A 17,081-nucleotide genomic window follows, 5' to 3' on the forward strand; every position below is an offset into this window, starting at 1 on the left:
CCCATGTCGAAACCTCCATTGCTCGAGCTGGAAGGCATCAACCTGTCGTTCCAGGGCGTCAAGGCCATCACCGATATCGGTTTCAGCGTCGCCGAAGGGGAGATCTGCGCGCTGATCGGCCCCAATGGTGCCGGCAAGAGTTCGCTGCTGAACATCATCAATGGTGTCTACCAGGCGCAGCAGGGGCGCATTCTTTTCGCTGGCCAGGAGCGGCGGGCGATGCAGCCGCACGCGGCGGCCCTTGGCGGCATCGCGCGTACCTTCCAGAACATCGCGCTGTTCAAGGGCATGAGCGTGCTCGACAACGTGCTCACCGGGCGCAACCTCAAGCGTCGCAGCTCCTGGCTGGAGCAGGCGTTGCGTTTCGGCCGCGCACCCGCCGAAGACGACCGCCAGCGTGCCGCCGCCGAGCGGGTGATTGAGTTCCTGCGCATTCAGCCATGGCGCGACGAGGTCGTCGGTACCTTGCCATACGGCCTGCAGAAGCGCGTCGAGCTGGCCCGTGCGCTGGCCGCCGAGCCACGCCTGTTGCTGCTCGACGAGCCGATGGCTGGCATGAATGCACAGGAGAAGCGCGAGATGAGCCGCTTCATCGTCGAGATCAATCGCGAGTTCGGCACCACCGTGGTGTTGATCGAGCACGACATCGGCGTGGTCATGGATATTTCCCACCACGTGGTGGTGCTCGACTATGGGCGCAAGATCGGCGACGGCACGCCCGATCAGGTTCGCAATGACCCCGACGTGATCGCCGCCTACCTGGGCGTGCGCCCGGCCGCGGCCTAGCCCGAGTACAGGAGCGTTCCATGGAGTTCTTTCTCGAAGTGTTGATTGGTGGCCTGTTGGCCGGGGTGATGTATTCCCTGGTGGCCATCGGTTTCGTGCTGATCTACAAGGCCAGCGGTGTGTTCAATTTCGCCCAAGGGGCGATGGTGTTGTTCGCCGCGCTGACCTTCGTCAGCCTGCTGGAACGCGGTGTGCCGTTCTGGCTGGCATTTCTCCTCACCCTGGCGGCGATGGTGCTGTTGGCCCTGCTGATCGAGCGCGCCGTGCTGCGCCCCTTGGTCGGCCGCTCGCCTATCACCCTGTTCATGGCCACCCTCGGCCTTGCCTACATCATCGAAGGCGCCGCTCAGGCGTTGTGGGGGAGCCAGGTGCATGGCCTTGAGCTGGGCATCAGCGACGAGCCGCTGGAGCTGGGCGGCCTGCTGCTGTCGCAGTTCGACCTGTTCGCCGCCGCCACGGCGGCGACCCTGGTGCTGCTGTTGTCGCTGCTGTTCAACCGTACCCGCATTGGCCTTTCATTGCGTGCGGTGGCGGACGATCCACGTGCGGCCATGGCCATCGGCATCCGCCTGCCCAAAGTGTGGGCAGTGGTATGGGCCGTCGCCGGTTTCGTCGGGCTGGTCGCCGGGCTGCTCTGGGGCGCGCGCCTGGGGGTGCAGTTCTCGCTCTCGCTGGTGGTACTCAAGGCTTTGCCGGTGCTGATCATCGGCGGTTTCACCTCGATCGCGGGCGCCATCGTCGGCGGCCTGATCATCGGGGCCTCAGAAAAGCTCGCCGAGGTCTACCTCGGGCCGATCATCGGTGGCGGCCTGGAAAACTGGTTTCCCTATGTGCTGGCCCTGCTGTTCCTGCTGGTGCGTCCGGCCGGGCTGTTCGGCGAGCGCGCCATCGAACGGGTTTGAGGAGAGTCGGGCATGTTGTATCGAGAAGCTGGCCAGTTCAGCCTGCGTTATGCCGATGACCGTCGGTTTTTCCGCCTGCGCCAGGCTCGCCTGGGGCTGGCAGCCTTGCTGGTATTCGCCTTCGTCGGCATGCCACTGTTGGGCAATGACTACTGGTTCAGCGCCATCCTGATTCCTTTTCTGGTGCTATCGCTGGCAGGGCTCGGGTTGAACCTGCTGACCGGCTATGCTGGGCAATTGTCACTGGGTTCGGCGGCCTTCATGGCAGTGGGCGCCTTCGCCGCCTACAACTTCGAGTTGCGCGTGGCGGGCCTGCCACTGCTCGCCAGCCTGCTGCTCGGCGGCCTGGTGGCGGCGCTGGTGGCGATCATCTTCGGCCTGCCGAGCCTGCGCATCAAGGGCTTCTACCTGTTGGTATCGACCCTGGCGGCGCAGTTCTTCGTGCAATGGGCGCTGACGCGTTTCAGCTGGTTCAGCAATGACAGCGCCTCCGGGGTGATCAGCGCACCGCCACTGATGGTGGCCGGCCATGATCTGTCGTCGCCGGCAGGGCGCTACCTGCTGACGCTTGCAGTGGTCAGTGCGCTGTTCTGGCTGGGCGCCAACCTGGCACGCAGCGAGCTGGGGCGCAACTGGATGGCGGTGCGCGACATGGATACCGCTGCTGCGGTGATCGGCATTCCCTTGCTCAAGACCAAGCTGCTGGCGTTCGCCATCAGCGGCTTCTTGCTCGGCATCGCCGGTTCGCTCTGGGCTTTCACCTACCTGGGTACGGTGGAGCCGCATGGCTTCGACCTGAATCGTTCGTTTCAGATCCTGTTCATCATCATCATCGGCGGCCTGGGCAGCATCCTCGGCAACTTCCTCGGCGCCGCCTTCATCGTGCTGTTCCCCATCCTGCTGTCGAACCTGGCTGCGCTGTTGCCGGCCGGGCTGATCGACGCCGGGCAGGTAGAGAACCTGCAGAAGATCGTCTTCGGCACGTTGATCATCGTTTTCCTGATCAAGGAACCGGAGGGCCTGGCGCGCCTCTGGCAACGTTTTCGCGAGCGCGCACGGCGTTGGCCATTGCGCTACTGAGCGAACCCTAGAAGCGGGCGGGCAGCCGCCCGCGCCCCAAACATTGCCCACTGATTTGCAAAGGATAAACACGATGTCGACCCGATCCGTCCTCGGCCGCCTGGCGCTGGCCGTGAGTCTCGCTGCGGGTGCACTCAACGTGCACGCGGCTAACGAACAATACTTTCCTCTGCAGAGCTACCGCGTCGGCCCCTATGCCGCCGGGGGTACCGGCTTCTTTGGCGGCTTCATCGATTACCTCAAGTACGTCAACGCCAACGGCGGCGTGAATGGCGTCAAGCTGACCTGGAGCGAGTGCGAAACCGAATACGTGGTGGAGAAGGGCGTGGAGTGCTATGAGCGCCTCAAGGGTGGCCTCAACGGCGCGCCGGCTGCCGCCACCAACCCGCTGTCGGTGGGCATTGCTTACGCCACCCTGGATCGCTCGACGGCTGACAAGCTGCCGCTGATCACCATCAACCACGGGCGCACCGATTCCACCGATGGCAGCGTGTTTCCCTATGTTTTCCCGCTGCAACTGAACCCCTATTCGGAGGTGTCGGCCATCGTCAACTGGATCGCCCAGCAAGCCGGCGGCGAGCAGGGCCTGAAGGGCAAGAAGATCGCCACCTTGTACCATGGCTCGCCCTACGGCAAGGAAACCAACGAGGTGCTGCAGACTCTGGCCGACAAGTACGGCTTCGAGCTTACCCTGCTGGAAGTGCCGCACCCGGGCAACGAACAGCAGTCGCAGTGGCTGAATATTCGCCGGCTCAAGCCGGACTGGGTGATCCTGCGTGGTTGGGGCGTGATGAACCCTGTGGCGCTGAAGACCGCGCAGAAGGTCGGTTTCCCCGCTGATCACATCATCGGCAACATCTGGAGCAACTCGGAAGAGGATGCAACACCGGCCGGCGCCGCCGCCAAGGGTTTCATCTCCATCACCACGCACCCGTCCGGCACCGGCTTCCCGGTGCTGCAGGGCATCAAGCAGCAGGTGGTGGACAAGGGGCAGGGTGACCTGGCCGATCCCAAGCGCTTCGGCACGGTGTACTACAACCTCGGGGTGGTCAACGGCATCCTCAACGTCGAGGCGCTGCGCCTGGCGCAGGAAAAGTTCGGTCAGCAGCCTCTGACTGGCGAGCAGGTGCGCTGGGGCTTCGAGCACCTCAACCTGGACGACGCACGCCTGCAGGCCCTCGGCGCCCAGGGCCTGGTGCAGCCGCTGAAACTGTCGTGCTCCGACCACGAAGGTGGCGGTGCGGTGCGTTTCCAGCAGTGGGACGGGCAGAAGTGGAACCTTATCAGCGACTGGGTGCAGGCCGACCGCGCGCTGCTGCGGCCGATCATTGAGGCGTCATCGCACACTTACGCAAAGGAGAAGGGCATCACCCCGCGCGATTGCAGCCAGGAAGGCTGATGGAGCAGGGCTGGCCGAGGCGGATACCTCGGCCAGTTCGTTCCCTCAAGCACTTGTCGTAGAGCGCCTAGCCAAGCTTGAACAAGCGTTGGGCATTACTACTGAAGAACTTCTCCACCACCTCGTCATTGAGCCCCAGGCGCTGGGCGTCCTCGATGCTCTGGCGGATCGGGCGGAACGTGTAGGACGATCCGAACAGCAATTGCTCGGCGAGGAAACCGTTCGCCGCCTGTACGTAGCCCTCGCTGCCGGGCAGGAACAGGTACATATCCGGCACCAGGTGGATGTTCTCGTAGCGGAAGGCCAGGCCGATTGCCTGTTGCACGTTGGGCCAGTAGCCGTGGTAGACCACGATCTGCAGGGCCGGAAAGGCACGAGCCACGGCTGCCAGGCGCGCGGGGTCGTTGTGGCTCGGGTTCGGTGTGGTCGGCCCGCTCATCAAGAACAGTGGGATACCGCGCTGTTGCAGGTGCTCGTAGATCGGCCAGTAGAGCGGATCGTCCGGGTGTCGCGCCGGCTCGGCGAAGCCGGGTTCCAGGTCGATGCCGGCCAGGCCGAGCAGGTCGATGGCGCGGTCGATTTCCTTGAGTGCGCCGTCGATACCTTGCACTGTCGGCTCCACCGAGCCGATGCCGAGCAGTTCGTCGTGGCCATCGACGATGCCGTGGATCGTATCGTTAGGCAGGTGCTGGCTCGGCGTATGGCGGCCGACTACCACGGCCTTGTGCAGGCCCGCTTCACGTACTTCGGCCAGGAAGCCTTCGGGCGTCAGCGAGCGCTCGAAGTGGTTATCTGCACCACGGGTGCCGACGCGGCGATTGAGCCAGCGGGCGACAGCGTGCTCAGGCGAGCCCGGCACGCCACCGAAGAACGGATGCAAATAGGCCGGACGGCAGCGCAGGTCGATGACCTTCATGCGACTTTCTCCTTGCCGGCACGCACGTCGAACGCACCACCGGTGAAGGCACCTTCGACGGTGACCTTGACCTTGCCGGGCAGCAGCGGGAACACCAGTTCGGCAAAGCGATAGGCTTCTTCCAGGTGGGGGTAACCGGATAGCACGAAACTGTCGACACCAAGGTCGGCGTATTCCAGCAGGCGTGCGGCGACCGTTTCCGCATCGCCCACCAGCGCGGTGCCGGCGCCGCCGCGTACCAGGCCGACACCGGCCCAGAGGTTGGGCGCGACCTCCAGTTTATTGCGCTCGCCACCGTGCAGCGCGGCCATGCGGCGCTGGCCCTCGGAGTCCATCTTGGCGTAGTTGGCCTGGGCGGCGGCGATGGTGGCATCGTCCAGATGACTGATCAGCTCGTCGGCGGCGGCCCAGGCCTTCTCGCTGGTTTCGCGCACGATCACATGCAGGCGCACACCGAAGCGCACCGTGCGCCCGAGCTTGGCGGCGCGAGCGCGCACGTCGGCGATCTTTTCGGCCACGGCGGTGGGTGGCTCGCCCCAGGTCAGGTAGGCATCGACGTGCTTGGCCGCCAGTTCGTGGGCGGCAGCGGAGGAGCCTCCGAAATACAGCGGCGGGTAGGGCTTCTGCACCGATTCGAAGAAGTTCTGCGCGCCGCGCACCTTGAGGTGTGTGCCGTCGAAATCGACCTTCTCGCCCTGCAACAGGCGGCGCCAGATGCTGAGAAATTCGTCAGAGGCGGCGTACCGCTCGTCGTGGGCGAGGAAGACACCATCGGCCTCCAGCTCGGTGGCGTCGCCGCCTGGCACCACGTTGAGCAGCAGGCGCCCACCGCTGGCTTGATCCAGGCTGGCGGCCTGGCGTGCGGAAGCGGTGGGATTGCCCAGCGAGGTGCGCAGGGCCACCAGCAGCTTGATGCGCTGGGTGACTGGCACCAGGCTGGCAGCGGTGACCCAGGGATCCAGGCAACTCGCACCGGTGGGAATCAGCAAACCGTCGTAGCCGAGCTGGTCGGCTGCCACGGCGATCTGCCGCATGTAGGCGTTGGTGGCGGGGCGGCCACTGGCGGAGTGACCGATGTAGCGGGTGTCGCCCGATGTGGGCAAGAACCAGAAGATATCCAGGCTCATGGGAATCAATCCTTGTGCGGTTGGGCGTCTGGAAGGGCCTGAGGTTCCCGCTCGGAAGCGCACGTGCGGGCAGGCCTTGCGTGTTCGTTATCAGATTGACAATTGCACGGCCCGATCGGGATGGACCTGCGTCTGCGGCCGGCGTCGATTGACCACCAGCTCACCGATGGCGATCAGCCGCGCGCGGGTGATGTTGCGGCTCAGGCCCAGCAGGCTGGCCGTGTGCACCTGGTTGTAGTGGCAGAAGCGATAGGCCGCGCGCAGCAGGCTGTCCTCGACCTTCTCGTGCAAGCCACCGGCTTGCTCCTCGAACAAGCGGTGGAAGGCACGCAGCAATTGCTCGTCGGCGTTCTCCACGGGCAAGACCTGTGGCTGTTCCTGGCGCTCGATGCGCAGGTGCGACAGGCGCAGGTCGTCGTCCTGCACCAGGCCGTTGCGGCACACCAGCAGGGTGTGGTGGATGACGTTCTCCAGCTCGCGGATGTTGCCCGGCCAGTCGTAGCTCACCAGCTTGCGCTCGGCCTCGGGGGACAGGCGCACTTCGCCGTAACCCAGGCGGTTGCAGTAGGTTTTGATGAAGTGGCGGGTCAGCGGCAGGATGTCGCCTGGACGTTCGCGCAGCGGGTAGAGCTGCAGACTGACGACGTTGAGTCGGTAGTAGAGGTCCTCGCGGAAATTGCCGGCGCCGATGGCCTTGTCCAGTTGCACGTTGGTGGCGGCGACCACGCGCACGTTGATCGGGATGCTCTTGCGCGAGCCCAGGCGTACCACCTCGCGCTCCTGCAACACGCGCAGCAGCTTGACCTGAATGGCCATGGGCAGGTCGCCTATTTCGTCGAGGAACAGCGTGCCGCCATTGGCCTCCTCGAACCAGCCGGCCTTGGCCGCCAGGGCGCCGGTGAAGGCGCCTTTCTCGTGGCCGAACAGTTCTGCCTCCACCAGCGATTCGGAGAAGGCTCCGCAGTTGACCGCGACGAAGGGGCCGTTGCGCCGGCCACTGAGGTTGTGGATATGGCGTGCAACCAACTCCTTGCCTGTGCCGGTCTCACCGATGATCAGGACGCTGGCCTCGCTGGGGGCGACCTGTTGCAAGTGGGCGAGCAGCGCCTGCGATCTAGGGTCTTCGAAGACCTGTGCGGTCGCCCGGATCGAGGTAGCCAGTGTCGGCGAAGGGGGGAGAGTCAGCAGTTGCATGGGAATCCCTATGAATAGAAGGTGGGCGTAGGTCGCGTCTGGTTCAGCGCCCACTCACCCAGCTCATGGAGCTTGTAGTCCAGTGGGTCGTGCAGGCTCTGGGTGCGCAGATTGCGCCAGTAACGGTCGAAGCGGAGCGAGGCGTGGGTGGCGCGCGCGCCGATCACTTCGAACAGCCGGTTGCAGATGTCCAGGCCGGTGCGCACCGCCGCTACCTTGGCGGTGGCTATGGCCAGCGCCAGTTGTGCGCGCTCTTCGGCACCCAGGGCGTGTTCCTTGTGCCAGGCGGCATCGAGCTGCTCGGCAGCACGCTCCACCAGCAGGCGCACGCCTTCCAAACCGACCCAGAATTCGCCGTAATGGCGCAGGATGTAAGGGTCTTCACTGACGTGCTGGGCCTTGGAGCGGAACCACGGGCGCCCCTCCTTGAGGGTGTACTGGCGTGCTTCTTCCAGGGCGCCTTCGGTGATGCCAAGGAAGATGTAGGCAAAATGCAGTTGGGCGATCAGCGGGCGCAGGCAGGCGAATGGCGTGCTCAGCGGGCCAGGATCGAGCAGCAGTTCGTTCGCCTCCACGCGTACGCGTTCGAAGGTGGCGCTGCCGCTGTCGGTCTGGCGTTGGCCCATGTTGTTCCAGTCGCTGTGCAGGGTGATGCCGGTGCGTGCGCTGGGAATCGCGGCAATCAGCAGCTTGCCCCCGACACCCTCGTCGATCGCCGACGCGATCAGCATTTCTGAATCGCTGGCACCGGAGCAGAAGCTCTTCTTACCGGAGAACTCGAACCAGCCATCGTAGCGCTTGAGCACGGTACGGGTGTCCAGCGGGTTGAGGGCATTGCCCCAGAACCAGTTCTTGCGCGCGGTCTGCTCGAACCAGGGTTGCCACTGATCCGGTCGGGAAAACAGGCGTACGGTCGCCAGCATCAGGTGCTGGAAGCCGAAGACGTGGGCGATGGAGCTGTCGACCTTGGCGAACTCGCGTACCACGCCGAAGGTTTCGCTCCAGCTGGCACCGAGGCCGCCGAACTCAGTCGGGATACTCAGGGCCAGCAGACCGCTCTGACGGATGGCATCGCGCTGTTGCTTGGGCGTGCCACCGGCCTCGTCGCGCTCGACGGCAGTCTCGGCGAACTCTGCTGCCAGCCGGCGGGCGGACTGCAGAGGGCTGAGCACGGTGTGTTGCTGATGGGTTCTCATGCGTCTGCGCTCCTCAGGCAATTTTGCGCAGGGCATGCGCCCGATTGCTGAACACGCCAGCGGCGCGCTCGGCCGCCAGCTCGACACGTGCCTGTAACGCCGGGCTGACGATGCGGTAGTCGGCGAAATCGGCTTCGCTGGCGTAGACGCCGATGGGCAGGGTCAGCGACTGGAAGAAGCTCAGCAGCGGGCGCAACTGGTGATCGAGCACCAGAGCATGGCGTTCGCTGCCACCGGTGGCGGCGAGCAGCACTGGGGTGTCTATCAGTGCGTCCTGGCCGATCAGGTCGAACAGGTGCTTGAACAGCCCCGGGTAGGTGCCGCGATAGACCGGCGTGGCGACGATCAACAGGTCGGCGGATTCGATCTGTTGCAGCTCGTGTTCGACGGTTTCCGGCAACTCCTTACGCCACAACGCGCTGCCTAGCGGGCGGGCAATGTTGCCCAACTCGATCAGGTGCGTATCGATGTTCAGATGCTGGCCTATCTCACTGACGATGGCTTCGGTCAAGGCCAGGGTGCGCGAGGGGCGGGCGGTGCCGCCAGAGACGGCAACGACTTTCAGTGGGGTGCTCATCCGGTAAGTTCCTGTAGGGCTGTTGGTGTGGACACAAGCCCTTGAGCAAGCCCTGTACCAAGAGCAGAACCCACGTAAAAACTGGGCCACAGGCCTGATGACACAAACAGGCCTGTTGCCCTGGCGGAAGGTTTGTTGAATTGCTGTTGCCGGACGAACAGATGGTCGCCTGTTGCTCTGGCAACAGTGGCGGCAGCAGCAGCGGGTCGAGGGTTGACGGGTGTGGGAATAGGCATGTCGACACCTGAAGCGGGATCGAGGCGCTGGATGCGTCCCGGAAAGCTCTCTTATAGAGATATTTCGCTATTTCTAGAAAGAATAATAATAAATATTTATATCTGATTAGGTTATATAGTGGCTTGTAACGCTGTCTGAACTTGACCTCGTCAGGCAGTGGCCAGATGAAATATACGGGGGGCTGAGAAGTGGGGGCGATACTGTTAATGGGTGAACAGTGGGCTTGTCCCTGCCCGGCCATTCGACTTGTTTCCCTAAATCGGGAAATGGCTGGTGCTTGCCAGCGGGCACGGTTATATCCCACTTCTGGAACTATCGTGCTGTTTCAAACAGCCGATTTTGTCATTTTACGATCCCTCTCCAAGCACCATTGAGCTGCATAAATCAACGGTTTCCGGGCGCGTCGGGAATTCTCACAAAAAGCGATGATGGCACGTTGACTCTCCCCTTAGGGGGAGACTTTAGACTCCCGGCCCTCGATAGATCTGGCCTGAAAACAGCATTTTTTGGCCCGATGAATTTATTCATTCAATGCGGCTTTTGTAGGGAAACAATCAATGAACAATCCCTTGGAATTGGACAGCGTTATCAGCAGTACACAGGAGATTCTTGCGCAGTTGCTGGTGTTGGACCGGGCCGACGTGGCAGAGCACAGCAGTATCGTTGACGACCTCGGCGCCGACTCGCTGGACATCGTCGACTTGAGCTTCCAGCTGGGCCGTCAGTACGGTTGCACCTTGCCGAAAACCAGCGTGCTGGATCACGCGGTAGCGGTGTTCGGCGACGCCACCCGGTTTGTCGAAAAAGGCCGAATCACGCAGGACGGCGTGGCCTTGCTGGAGCAGAGCCTCAGCGCTTATGCGCCGGGCCAGTTGCACGCGGGCATGCAGCCGGGCGATGTCTTCTCGGCCACCACCGTGCGTAACTGGGCGCAGCAATGCCATAACGTTTTCAACTACCTCCCCGAGACCTGCCCTGAGTGTGGCGCGGTGCATGCCCAACTCAACGAACGCAAACAAGTGGTGTGTGGCGGTTGCAGTGCTCGTCTGACCCCTCTGGACGGTGACTCGATCTCGCGTCTGTTGGTTGAGCAGTACGCGGCCACCCAATTGAAGGCTTCGGCGTAGGGGTTGCCTTGATGCAGGCCCGAGAGGTTCTGGTCACCGGCTATGGCCTGGTGGCTCCCACGGCACTGGATGCAGCCTCGCTGTTCACGACGATCAGCGAAAACCGTTCCTGCATTCGCCAGCACCCGGCGTTTGTCGAATTGGGTTTTGCGAACCCGGCGGCCGGGTTTATCGATGAGCAACAATGGCAGGTGATCGCTGCGGCCTTTCCGGGCGATCTGCAGACCACCTCCCGTCAGGAATGGCTGGCGCATTACGTGGCCCGTCAGGCGTTGGCCCATGCCGGGTTGGCCGACGGCGCATTTGCCCGGGTCGCCAGCGGTATTTTCGTCGGGGCCAATAAATACTGCATGAGCGGTGATTTGCGGGACGCCAGCCGTTACATGGACGATCAGGGGCGGGTCGATCTTGACCAGTACCTGGATAACCACACCCTCAGCGGTGGGGCGTTCGCCCGGCGGGTTGATCAGCAAACCCGCCATCTCGCCGAATGGCTGGGTGTACGTGACCATATCTCCACACATTCCGATGCCTGTGCCGCTGGCACCATGGCCATCGGCAGCGCCTATCGAGCGATCGCCCGTGGCGAGATCGACCTGGCGTTGTGTGGCGCGGTGGAGTTGATGGCCCATGAATTGTCCTACTACAGCTTTGATGGGCTGGGCGCACTCTGCCAGCGAGTGGACTTTTCCCCACAAGAACAGAGCCGGCCGTTCATGCCAGACCGCTGCGGTTTTGTGCTGAGTGAAGGGGCGGCGCTGTTGGTGCTGGAATCCCGCGAGCATGCCGAGCGTCGTCAGGCCCGCTCGCTGGGCCGGGTGCTGGGTTAAGCGCACCACGAACGTGAAGACCGTGAACAGGGTAGCCAGGAGGTAGTCCTGGCCAGCGACGTACGCTTGAGCAAGCTGTCCTTGCAGCGACGCCTCGCGACTGAGCAGTTTCAGGTGTGCGTCCGATTGCGCCCATCCTGAGCGCAACACGACCCAGTCGTTGAGGTGTTCAAGGATTTTCGCGGTGGCTTGTGCCGGCTCCTGCACCAGCAGCGAACTCTTAAAGTGGCTGCTGAGCCAGCCAAGTTCAGTCAGCCACATGGCATGGCTGTGATGCCAGCCTTGGTCAGGCCAGAACCACAGCATGCCCACAAACTCCAACAGGATGGAGAGCAGCAGGGAAGCAAACAGGAGGCCGAGCAATCGCAGGCACAGCTCAAGCGTGCCGAAGATCACCCTTGTTGATCAACGGAATGAACTCATCGCCCATCAGCTCGTTGAACTCGTCGGCGTGCAGGTTGATGGGCACCTTGTCGGTCGCGCTGTAGGAGTTCGGGAGACCGTGATCGATACCGTGCTTGTAGATGTGCCCTGCGACAGAGACCAGGTCGGCAAACATCGAGTTGCCGACCGCTGAGGCGACTTCGGCATCGGACAGCGCATCCAGGCCGACGTAGACGATGCCGCGTTTGCGGATCACCTGCAGCCAGTCAAAGATCGGTCGCGGATCGTCGAGGTCAGCGTAGTTTGGGGCCAGCAACTGTGCCGTCTTGCCACTGGTGAGCTTTTCCAGCAGCGGCAGCAGCGAGGCGACGATCTTGTCGAAGTAGGTGCGGTCGTAGCGCACCGCCGAGCGCAGGCCATCCATGACCGGGTCGAAGAGGCGCTTGGCGGTCAGGTACTGCTCGATGGCGACCACGCGTTTTTCGCGGCCGATCATGTGCCGCGGCACGTTCTTCTCGTTGAGCCGCGCTTCGAGATCCACAATGGTCTCCCATGCCTGCGGATCATGACAGGCGAAGAAGTGCTGGGCGTATTCGATGAACAGCGCGTCGATGTTCACCACATGGCGCTGGATCTGCAGGTAGTCGGGGCGCCGGCCGAGCTCGATCAGGGCTCGGGCGATGATGTTGACGAAACGCCAGGCGAACTCACGAAACGCCGCCGAGTTGCCTTCGCCGCTCAGTTGGCCAGCGATACGGGTGGCCACTTCCGAAATGCGACCGAAGCGGCCGATGGCGTTGTAGCGTGCGGAAATCTCCGGCCAGCCCAGGTGGAAGACATAGAACTCGTGCTCACGGCCGGCACGTCGTGCTTCCACGTACATGCGCTTGAGCAGGTCGGCATCGCCTTTGGGGTCGAAGACAATCACCACTTCTTGGCTTGGTCGGTGAATGTCCTGGGTGATGTAGACCTCGGCCAGGCGCGTCTTGCCGACCCGGGTGGTGCCCAGCACCAGGGTATGACCCACGCGTTCGCCCAGTGGCAAGGAGGCTTCCTGCTCGTTGGGCTCAACGCCATGCAGCAGCGGTGAGCCGCCCACGGGCGGCAGCGGTCGTACCGGATTGAGGGGACTATCCCAGGCGGTCACGCGAGGCAGGAGGGAGAGCCCTGGCGGCGCTTTTTCCAGAACGTGCTCCATGCGGGTCGGCGGCAAAGGTGTTGCGCAGGCTCTGCATGATCAGGCGGGTGTCGCGCCGATTGGCGTTCACCTGATTGAGCAGCAGTTTCACCGGGGGCAAGTCCACGCCGAGGTAACGGTAGGGTTCCAGCTCCTCGAACAGGCCGAGCGTGCCGCGGCGCAGTTCGCGTGCCGCGAGCATTTCCGGTGGCAATGGGCACAAGGCGCAATCGGAGGCGAGGATGGCCATCTCCACCACCACACTGCGTGCACCCTGGGTGTCGACAATCAGCACATCGTAACGATCGGCAAAGGCCGGCAGCAGGTTGCGCAGGCGCAGCCGGCCATCGGGTGCATGCAACAGCACGGTCCCCAGGTGTCCGGCGCGGTCGTTGGAGACGATCAGTTCAAGCCGCGGGATGGTGGTGACGGAAATGATCTGCTCGGCAACCGTGAGCCGCTGCGAGATCAGTTCGTAGCTGCCTGCTTCACGTGACTCGTACAGGGCGTAGTAGCTGGACAACGTCGGTTGACTGTCGAGGTCGAGCAGCAGCACCTTCAAGCCGGCGTCGGCAAGCAGGCCGCCAAGGTTGGCGGCAACCGTGGTCTTGCCGGCGCCGCCCTTGGTCGAGATCAGCGAAAGGACTTTCATGACACTACTCCTGAACCGACAGGCGATCCTGAATCCACTGTTCGATTTCCAGTGAGTCCCAACCCACCGCGCGGGTGCCGATGCGTCGGCATTGCGGGAATAGTCCGGCCTTCATCAGGTTGTAGATGTGTGAGCGTTTGAAGCCGGTTTTTTGTTCCACCTCATCGCGGCGCATGATGTGGCGATCGGCGGAAGCTGGGGCAGGGCTGGCAGGTTGCATGGTGTCACTCCTTAGCGCCATGTGGCGCGCAGTGGGATGTGACAGTCATTGAAGGTCCGTGGGGGTGAAAAATCATTGCCAGGCAATGGCCGTCATTGCCTGGCTATTCGGCGCTAGGCATCTACCGCCTGGGCAATCCGACGGCGCGCCTGCGCAAATTTCCGATCAAGGGTGCGTTTGCTCAACCCAGCAACACCTGGGAACAGCGTAGTGATGGCATCGACTACCGCAGACTGGGTCTTGTAGATTGACCGCGGTTGGCCGCTCTTTGACTTTTCAAGCATTACCGCTAGCAGGGCTCCGATAATCGTGTGGTGCACCTTGGTGGATGTCTCGGATGCAGGCCCAACTCCCTCGAGCTGTGCTGCCAATTCGTGCTCTTGCTCTTTATACGCAGCCATCTCTTTGGCGAGGGAATCAAAAGCCTGATGCATTTTTTCGTATTCGCGCGCGTAGAAGTCTCGCTCAGCTTGCACTGCCATGAAAACGTTGAGATTCACGCACTCGAGGTGGTCAGTGTTCTTTGGAAATAGAAACTCGGGCTTATCCTCTGGGTGGTTTAGAGCGGACCATACTCTCAGATCTGTACGGCGGATGGACCAATACACGCGTTCGACGTGGTCATTAGGCGTGATGGGTCCGCCGAGGAAAGTTGCAGCCAACTCCCCAGAGGCGATGGCGTCGTAAATTCGCTCTACATGGAACTGAAGGTTGGGCCATTGTGGAAAATGTTTGAGCAGTTCACCTGAGTGAGAGATCTCTACTTGCAGGATCTCTGTAGAGTGATCGGTGAGGTTGCACCAAAGGATCGCGGCATCAATGGGGTGGTAGCAGCTCTTGATCGAGTCCATGTCAATCAGCCTCCTGCTATGGTCATCCTAATCGCTGGCGGGGGCTGCTGATTCGGGCCCTCTGTCGAGCGGAGGATCCAAATGGATTTTCGGATCCAAAGGCAGTGACTGTGAAATGGTCTTTTGGTTCGGCTGAAGAGAGCCGATCGCGACAGGTTTCGACGCTATTCATTTTTGCCAGAATCTTCTCTCAAAACTCTACTTATATACACACTTTTTTCGATTTGATTTTGTCCTGGATAGGCAGTCCGAAGGTCTAGTCAAGTTGTGCGACGAGGCTTGAAAAGTCCATGCGAGAAGCTTACGTTCGAGAGTACAGATTTCCGGAAGCTGACGGACGTTTTTGATGGATTGCGCGCTTGAGTGCTGCATGCGGGAGGTTACGTGAGCGACGCAGATCGGTATCGGCTGGCGGCATGCCGGGCTGGCTACGCCCAGACCATCGAGCACCTTGAAGGGTGGAACTGCTGCCGGCGTCAGTGTGCTGCGCTCCTAGCGGCCTACGGTGCACGGCTGTCTGCCGGCACGTTGCGCATACACCTGGGGGCGCTCGCCCACTGGCACCCGCAGCGCGGCTTTGTCGACCCGACCAAGGCGGCGCAGGTGCGCGATACCCTGCGCGAAATCCAAGTGCTGCACCCACAACCTTTCAAGCAGGCGCCGGCCTTGCAACTGCAAGTCCTCCAGGCCGCCATCGAAGGACTAGGTGGTGACCTGCAGAGTGGGCAGCCGGTGCTGCGATTGTGGGCTTCGTGTGACTAGGCGTTAATCCTGCTGATTTTGCGTTGGAAGCCCAGACTTTCGGCTGGGCTATTTTTGTTGAGGAGGAGTTTTGCGGCTAGAGGGGTGTGCTAATAGATGCGGTGCTGGAGAGCTAATGCATTCTGAAGATTTAGTTTAAATTACCCAGGAATTTCTCCAGCGGAATATTAAATTGCTCCGGATGCTCCCAGAAAGAAATGTGTTTGTCCATAAGCGCTATTGACGCAGTCGGTGTGTTTTCTTTGCTCCACTTAGGTACGGAATGCTTCCAATCTTGGCGTACTACGTAAAGCAGTGGTACTTTATTTTCCAAGTCGCGAAGATCCGCTCGGTAATCTTGATAAAAACTGTTCGCATTGGTCAGTGCAGCCACGCCGTCGCTAGTCATGTTGGAAATTTTGGTAATCCAGTTCATGTACTCTGGAGTAGGGTTAGTCACCATCCAGTGAGCAAATTCGGTGTTCATCTTCTGCCGATCATTTAAAGAACCTTGCGTGAGCTGTTCACAGAAGTGATCGTTATCGTCTCGGGAATACCAAGCCCACTCACTTGCATTACTTGTTGCGTTTCCTGTCGGCGCTGCATCTAGCATTACAAAGCCAGCCAGCCTGTCGGCGCCAAATTGGTGCACGTAGGAGAGCGCGTCAAATCCACCGTTTGACCAGCCGACTAACACAAATTTATTCAGATTGAGCTTTACGATCAGGGCGTTAAGATCACGCCCATGCTGCTCGTAATAATTGCCTTCATTAGTATGTGTTGAGAGGCCTTGGCTGCGAGGGTCAATAGCAATCAACTTGTACTTCTTTGAGTCTTTAAAATAGGAAAGTTGCTTTTCGAAGACGTCTGCGCTCATAATCCAGCCAGGGACGAGCAAAACAACTCTTGGGCCCTCTCCAGACGTGAGGTAGTGGATGTTGAGGTCATCGGAAACCTTAACGTATTCAGCGTTGGCCATGGACGCCCACAGTGCAGAAGCGAGGAGCCATTTGCGATATTTTCCCACTTAGTACTCCTTATGGTTGTTTTTTATATTTTTAAACTGACTTGAGCCGCACGGTGCCTATTGGGCAAACGGTCTCGAAGTCGCTTAGAGTATCTATCGTCTGTACTGTGTTATGAGTGTGGGGCAGGTGATATTAGGTGATTAGTTCTGTAATGCCTATGGCTGAAAATTTACTGTTGGACTCTAGCGAGATCTGAAATTTTTGCATTGCTTTTTTGGTTTTATTCTGGATTTTAGTGTGTTTCAGTAATCTCCGCTGGGGTGTGTCAAGTACACGTATTGCTCGCTGGAGTGATAGGTCCAGGCAGTGTTTCTGTATCCTGGCGACGTCTGCGAAAAGCTGACCTTAGCGGTTGGCGGTGTTATATTCTAGTGTTTGAATTTTGCACCGAGCGGCCGGGCTGATGTGGTTCTTGGGTTTGAGTGCTCGTTTGCTACGATTCACAGTAATATGGTGAAACTATGTGACTGCCAGAAACTGGATGCAACCTAAAAAAACTAATTGGCCCATTAGTTTTTTTAGGCAGGGAATTTCAGTCAAGGGGTCGGAGAAGCTGGCATAAGCTTGGCAGTTTGAGGTTAAGGCAGTGGTGTATGCTGCCCAGCTCGACCAAGAATAAGGAAGGCAAGCGCATCAGATGATGAAGGGCAGCCAGTG

At 60.8% G+C, this 17,081-nt stretch carries 14 protein-coding genes and 4 pseudogenes; 7 read left to right on the forward strand and 11 right to left on the reverse strand.

Going from position 1 to position 17,081, the window contains the following annotated elements; all coding sequences use genetic code 11:
* Nucleotides 1–3: 3 nt before the first annotated feature.
* The 4 genes from WM94_RS22595 to WM94_RS22610 all read left to right on the forward strand — a co-directional run bounded on the left by WM94_RS22595 (nt 4) and on the right by WM94_RS22610 (nt 4,167).
* Nucleotides 4–786 (forward strand): ABC transporter ATP-binding protein, encoded by a 783-nt coding sequence (locus WM94_RS22595; RefSeq protein ID WP_061552146.1) that lies wholly within the window; start codon nt 4–6, stop codon nt 784–786.
* Nucleotides 787–806: 20 nt separating this feature from the next.
* Nucleotides 807–1,688 (forward strand): branched-chain amino acid ABC transporter permease, encoded by an 882-nt coding sequence (locus WM94_RS22600; RefSeq protein WP_061552147.1) that lies wholly within the window; start codon nt 807–809, stop codon nt 1,686–1,688.
* A 12-nt stretch (nt 1,689–1,700) separates the two neighbouring features.
* A complete protein-coding gene (locus WM94_RS22605) occupies nt 1,701–2,768 on the forward strand; it encodes a branched-chain amino acid ABC transporter permease (protein WP_061552148.1) in 1,068 nt (355 codons plus the stop codon).
* A 73-nt stretch (nt 2,769–2,841) separates the two neighbouring features.
* Nucleotides 2,842–4,167, forward strand: a complete 1,326-nt coding sequence (locus WM94_RS22610) for an ABC transporter substrate-binding protein (protein WP_061552149.1) — start codon at nt 2,842–2,844, stop codon at nt 4,165–4,167.
* 67 nt (nt 4,168–4,234) lie between these two features.
* Here the strand turns inward: WM94_RS22610 and WM94_RS22615 are convergent, their stop codons facing one another.
* The 5 genes from WM94_RS22615 to msuE all read right to left on the reverse strand — a co-directional run bounded on the left by WM94_RS22615 (nt 4,235) and on the right by msuE (nt 9,177).
* Nucleotides 4,235–5,083: an amidohydrolase family protein gene (locus WM94_RS22615; RefSeq protein WP_061552150.1), complete on the reverse strand. Its 849-nt coding sequence runs from the start codon at nt 5,081–5,083 to the stop codon at nt 4,235–4,237.
* On the reverse strand, nt 5,080–6,210 hold the full coding sequence (ssuD, locus tag WM94_RS22620) for an FMNH2-dependent alkanesulfonate monooxygenase (protein WP_061552151.1): 1,131 nt from the start codon (nt 6,208–6,210) through the stop codon (nt 5,080–5,082). Before ssuD ends, WM94_RS22615 begins: the two co-directional genes overlap by 4 nt.
* Nucleotides 6,211–6,300: 90 nt before the next feature.
* A complete protein-coding gene (locus WM94_RS22625) occupies nt 6,301–7,404 on the reverse strand; it encodes a sigma-54-dependent Fis family transcriptional regulator (protein WP_061552152.1) in 1,104 nt (367 codons plus the stop codon).
* Between the two features lie 8 nt (nt 7,405–7,412).
* Complete coding sequence (locus WM94_RS22630; protein WP_061552153.1) at nt 7,413–8,600, reverse strand: acyl-CoA dehydrogenase family protein; 1,188 nt, start codon at nt 8,598–8,600, stop codon at nt 7,413–7,415.
* A 13-nt stretch (nt 8,601–8,613) separates the two neighbouring features.
* Nucleotides 8,614–9,177, reverse strand: a complete 564-nt coding sequence (msuE, locus tag WM94_RS22635; RefSeq protein ID WP_061552154.1) for an FMN reductase — start codon at nt 9,175–9,177, stop codon at nt 8,614–8,616.
* Between the two features lie 794 nt (nt 9,178–9,971).
* On the opposite strand from msuE, the gene WM94_RS22640 reads away from it, so the two are divergent.
* Both WM94_RS22640 and WM94_RS22645 read left to right on the forward strand, forming a co-directional pair.
* Nucleotides 9,972–10,541: an acyl carrier protein gene (locus tag WM94_RS22640; RefSeq protein WP_061552155.1), complete on the forward strand. Its 570-nt coding sequence runs from the start codon at nt 9,972–9,974 to the stop codon at nt 10,539–10,541.
* Nucleotides 10,542–10,552: 11 nt separating this feature from the next.
* Nucleotides 10,553–11,368 (forward strand): annotated as a pseudogene (locus WM94_RS22645) (beta-ketoacyl synthase N-terminal-like domain-containing protein); the annotation flags it as partial.
* Here the strand turns inward: WM94_RS22645 and WM94_RS31215 are convergent.
* The 5 genes and pseudogenes from WM94_RS31215 to WM94_RS22665 all read right to left on the reverse strand — a co-directional run.
* A pseudogene (locus tag WM94_RS31215) lies at nt 11,369–11,767 on the reverse strand (DUF4400 domain-containing protein); the annotation flags it as partial.
* Nucleotides 11,766–12,956, reverse strand: a pseudogene (gene traD, locus WM94_RS22650) (type IV conjugative transfer system coupling protein TraD); the annotation flags it as partial. The pseudogenes traD and WM94_RS31215, both read right to left, overlap by 2 nt.
* Nucleotides 12,946–13,584, reverse strand: a pseudogene (locus WM94_RS30255) (ParA family protein); the annotation flags it as partial. The pseudogenes WM94_RS30255 and traD, both read right to left, overlap by 11 nt.
* 4 nt (nt 13,585–13,588) lie before the next feature.
* Nucleotides 13,589–13,804: an AlpA family transcriptional regulator gene (locus WM94_RS22660; protein WP_061552156.1), complete on the reverse strand. Its 216-nt coding sequence runs from the start codon at nt 13,802–13,804 to the stop codon at nt 13,589–13,591.
* Between the two features lie 113 nt (nt 13,805–13,917).
* Complete coding sequence (locus WM94_RS22665; protein ID WP_038409445.1) at nt 13,918–14,655, reverse strand: hypothetical protein; 738 nt, start codon at nt 14,653–14,655, stop codon at nt 13,918–13,920.
* Between the two features lie 384 nt (nt 14,656–15,039).
* Between WM94_RS22665 and WM94_RS22670 the strand changes: the two genes are divergently transcribed.
* Nucleotides 15,040–15,417 carry a hypothetical protein gene (locus tag WM94_RS22670; RefSeq protein WP_038410406.1) on the forward strand — a complete coding sequence of 126 codons (378 nt, stop codon included), beginning with the start codon at nt 15,040–15,042 and terminating at the stop codon, nt 15,415–15,417.
* A gap of 130 nt (nt 15,418–15,547) precedes the next feature.
* On the opposite strand, the gene WM94_RS22675 is transcribed toward WM94_RS22670, so the two are convergent.
* Nucleotides 15,548–16,423, reverse strand: a complete 876-nt coding sequence (locus WM94_RS22675) for an alpha/beta fold hydrolase (protein ID WP_049870809.1) — start codon at nt 16,421–16,423, stop codon at nt 15,548–15,550.
* Between the last annotated feature and the right edge of the window lie 658 nt (nt 16,424–17,081).

Source organism: Pseudomonas sp. ABFPK, from assembly GCF_001586765.1.
Lineage (GTDB): Bacteria > Pseudomonadota > Gammaproteobacteria > Pseudomonadales > Pseudomonadaceae > Aquipseudomonas > Aquipseudomonas asiatica.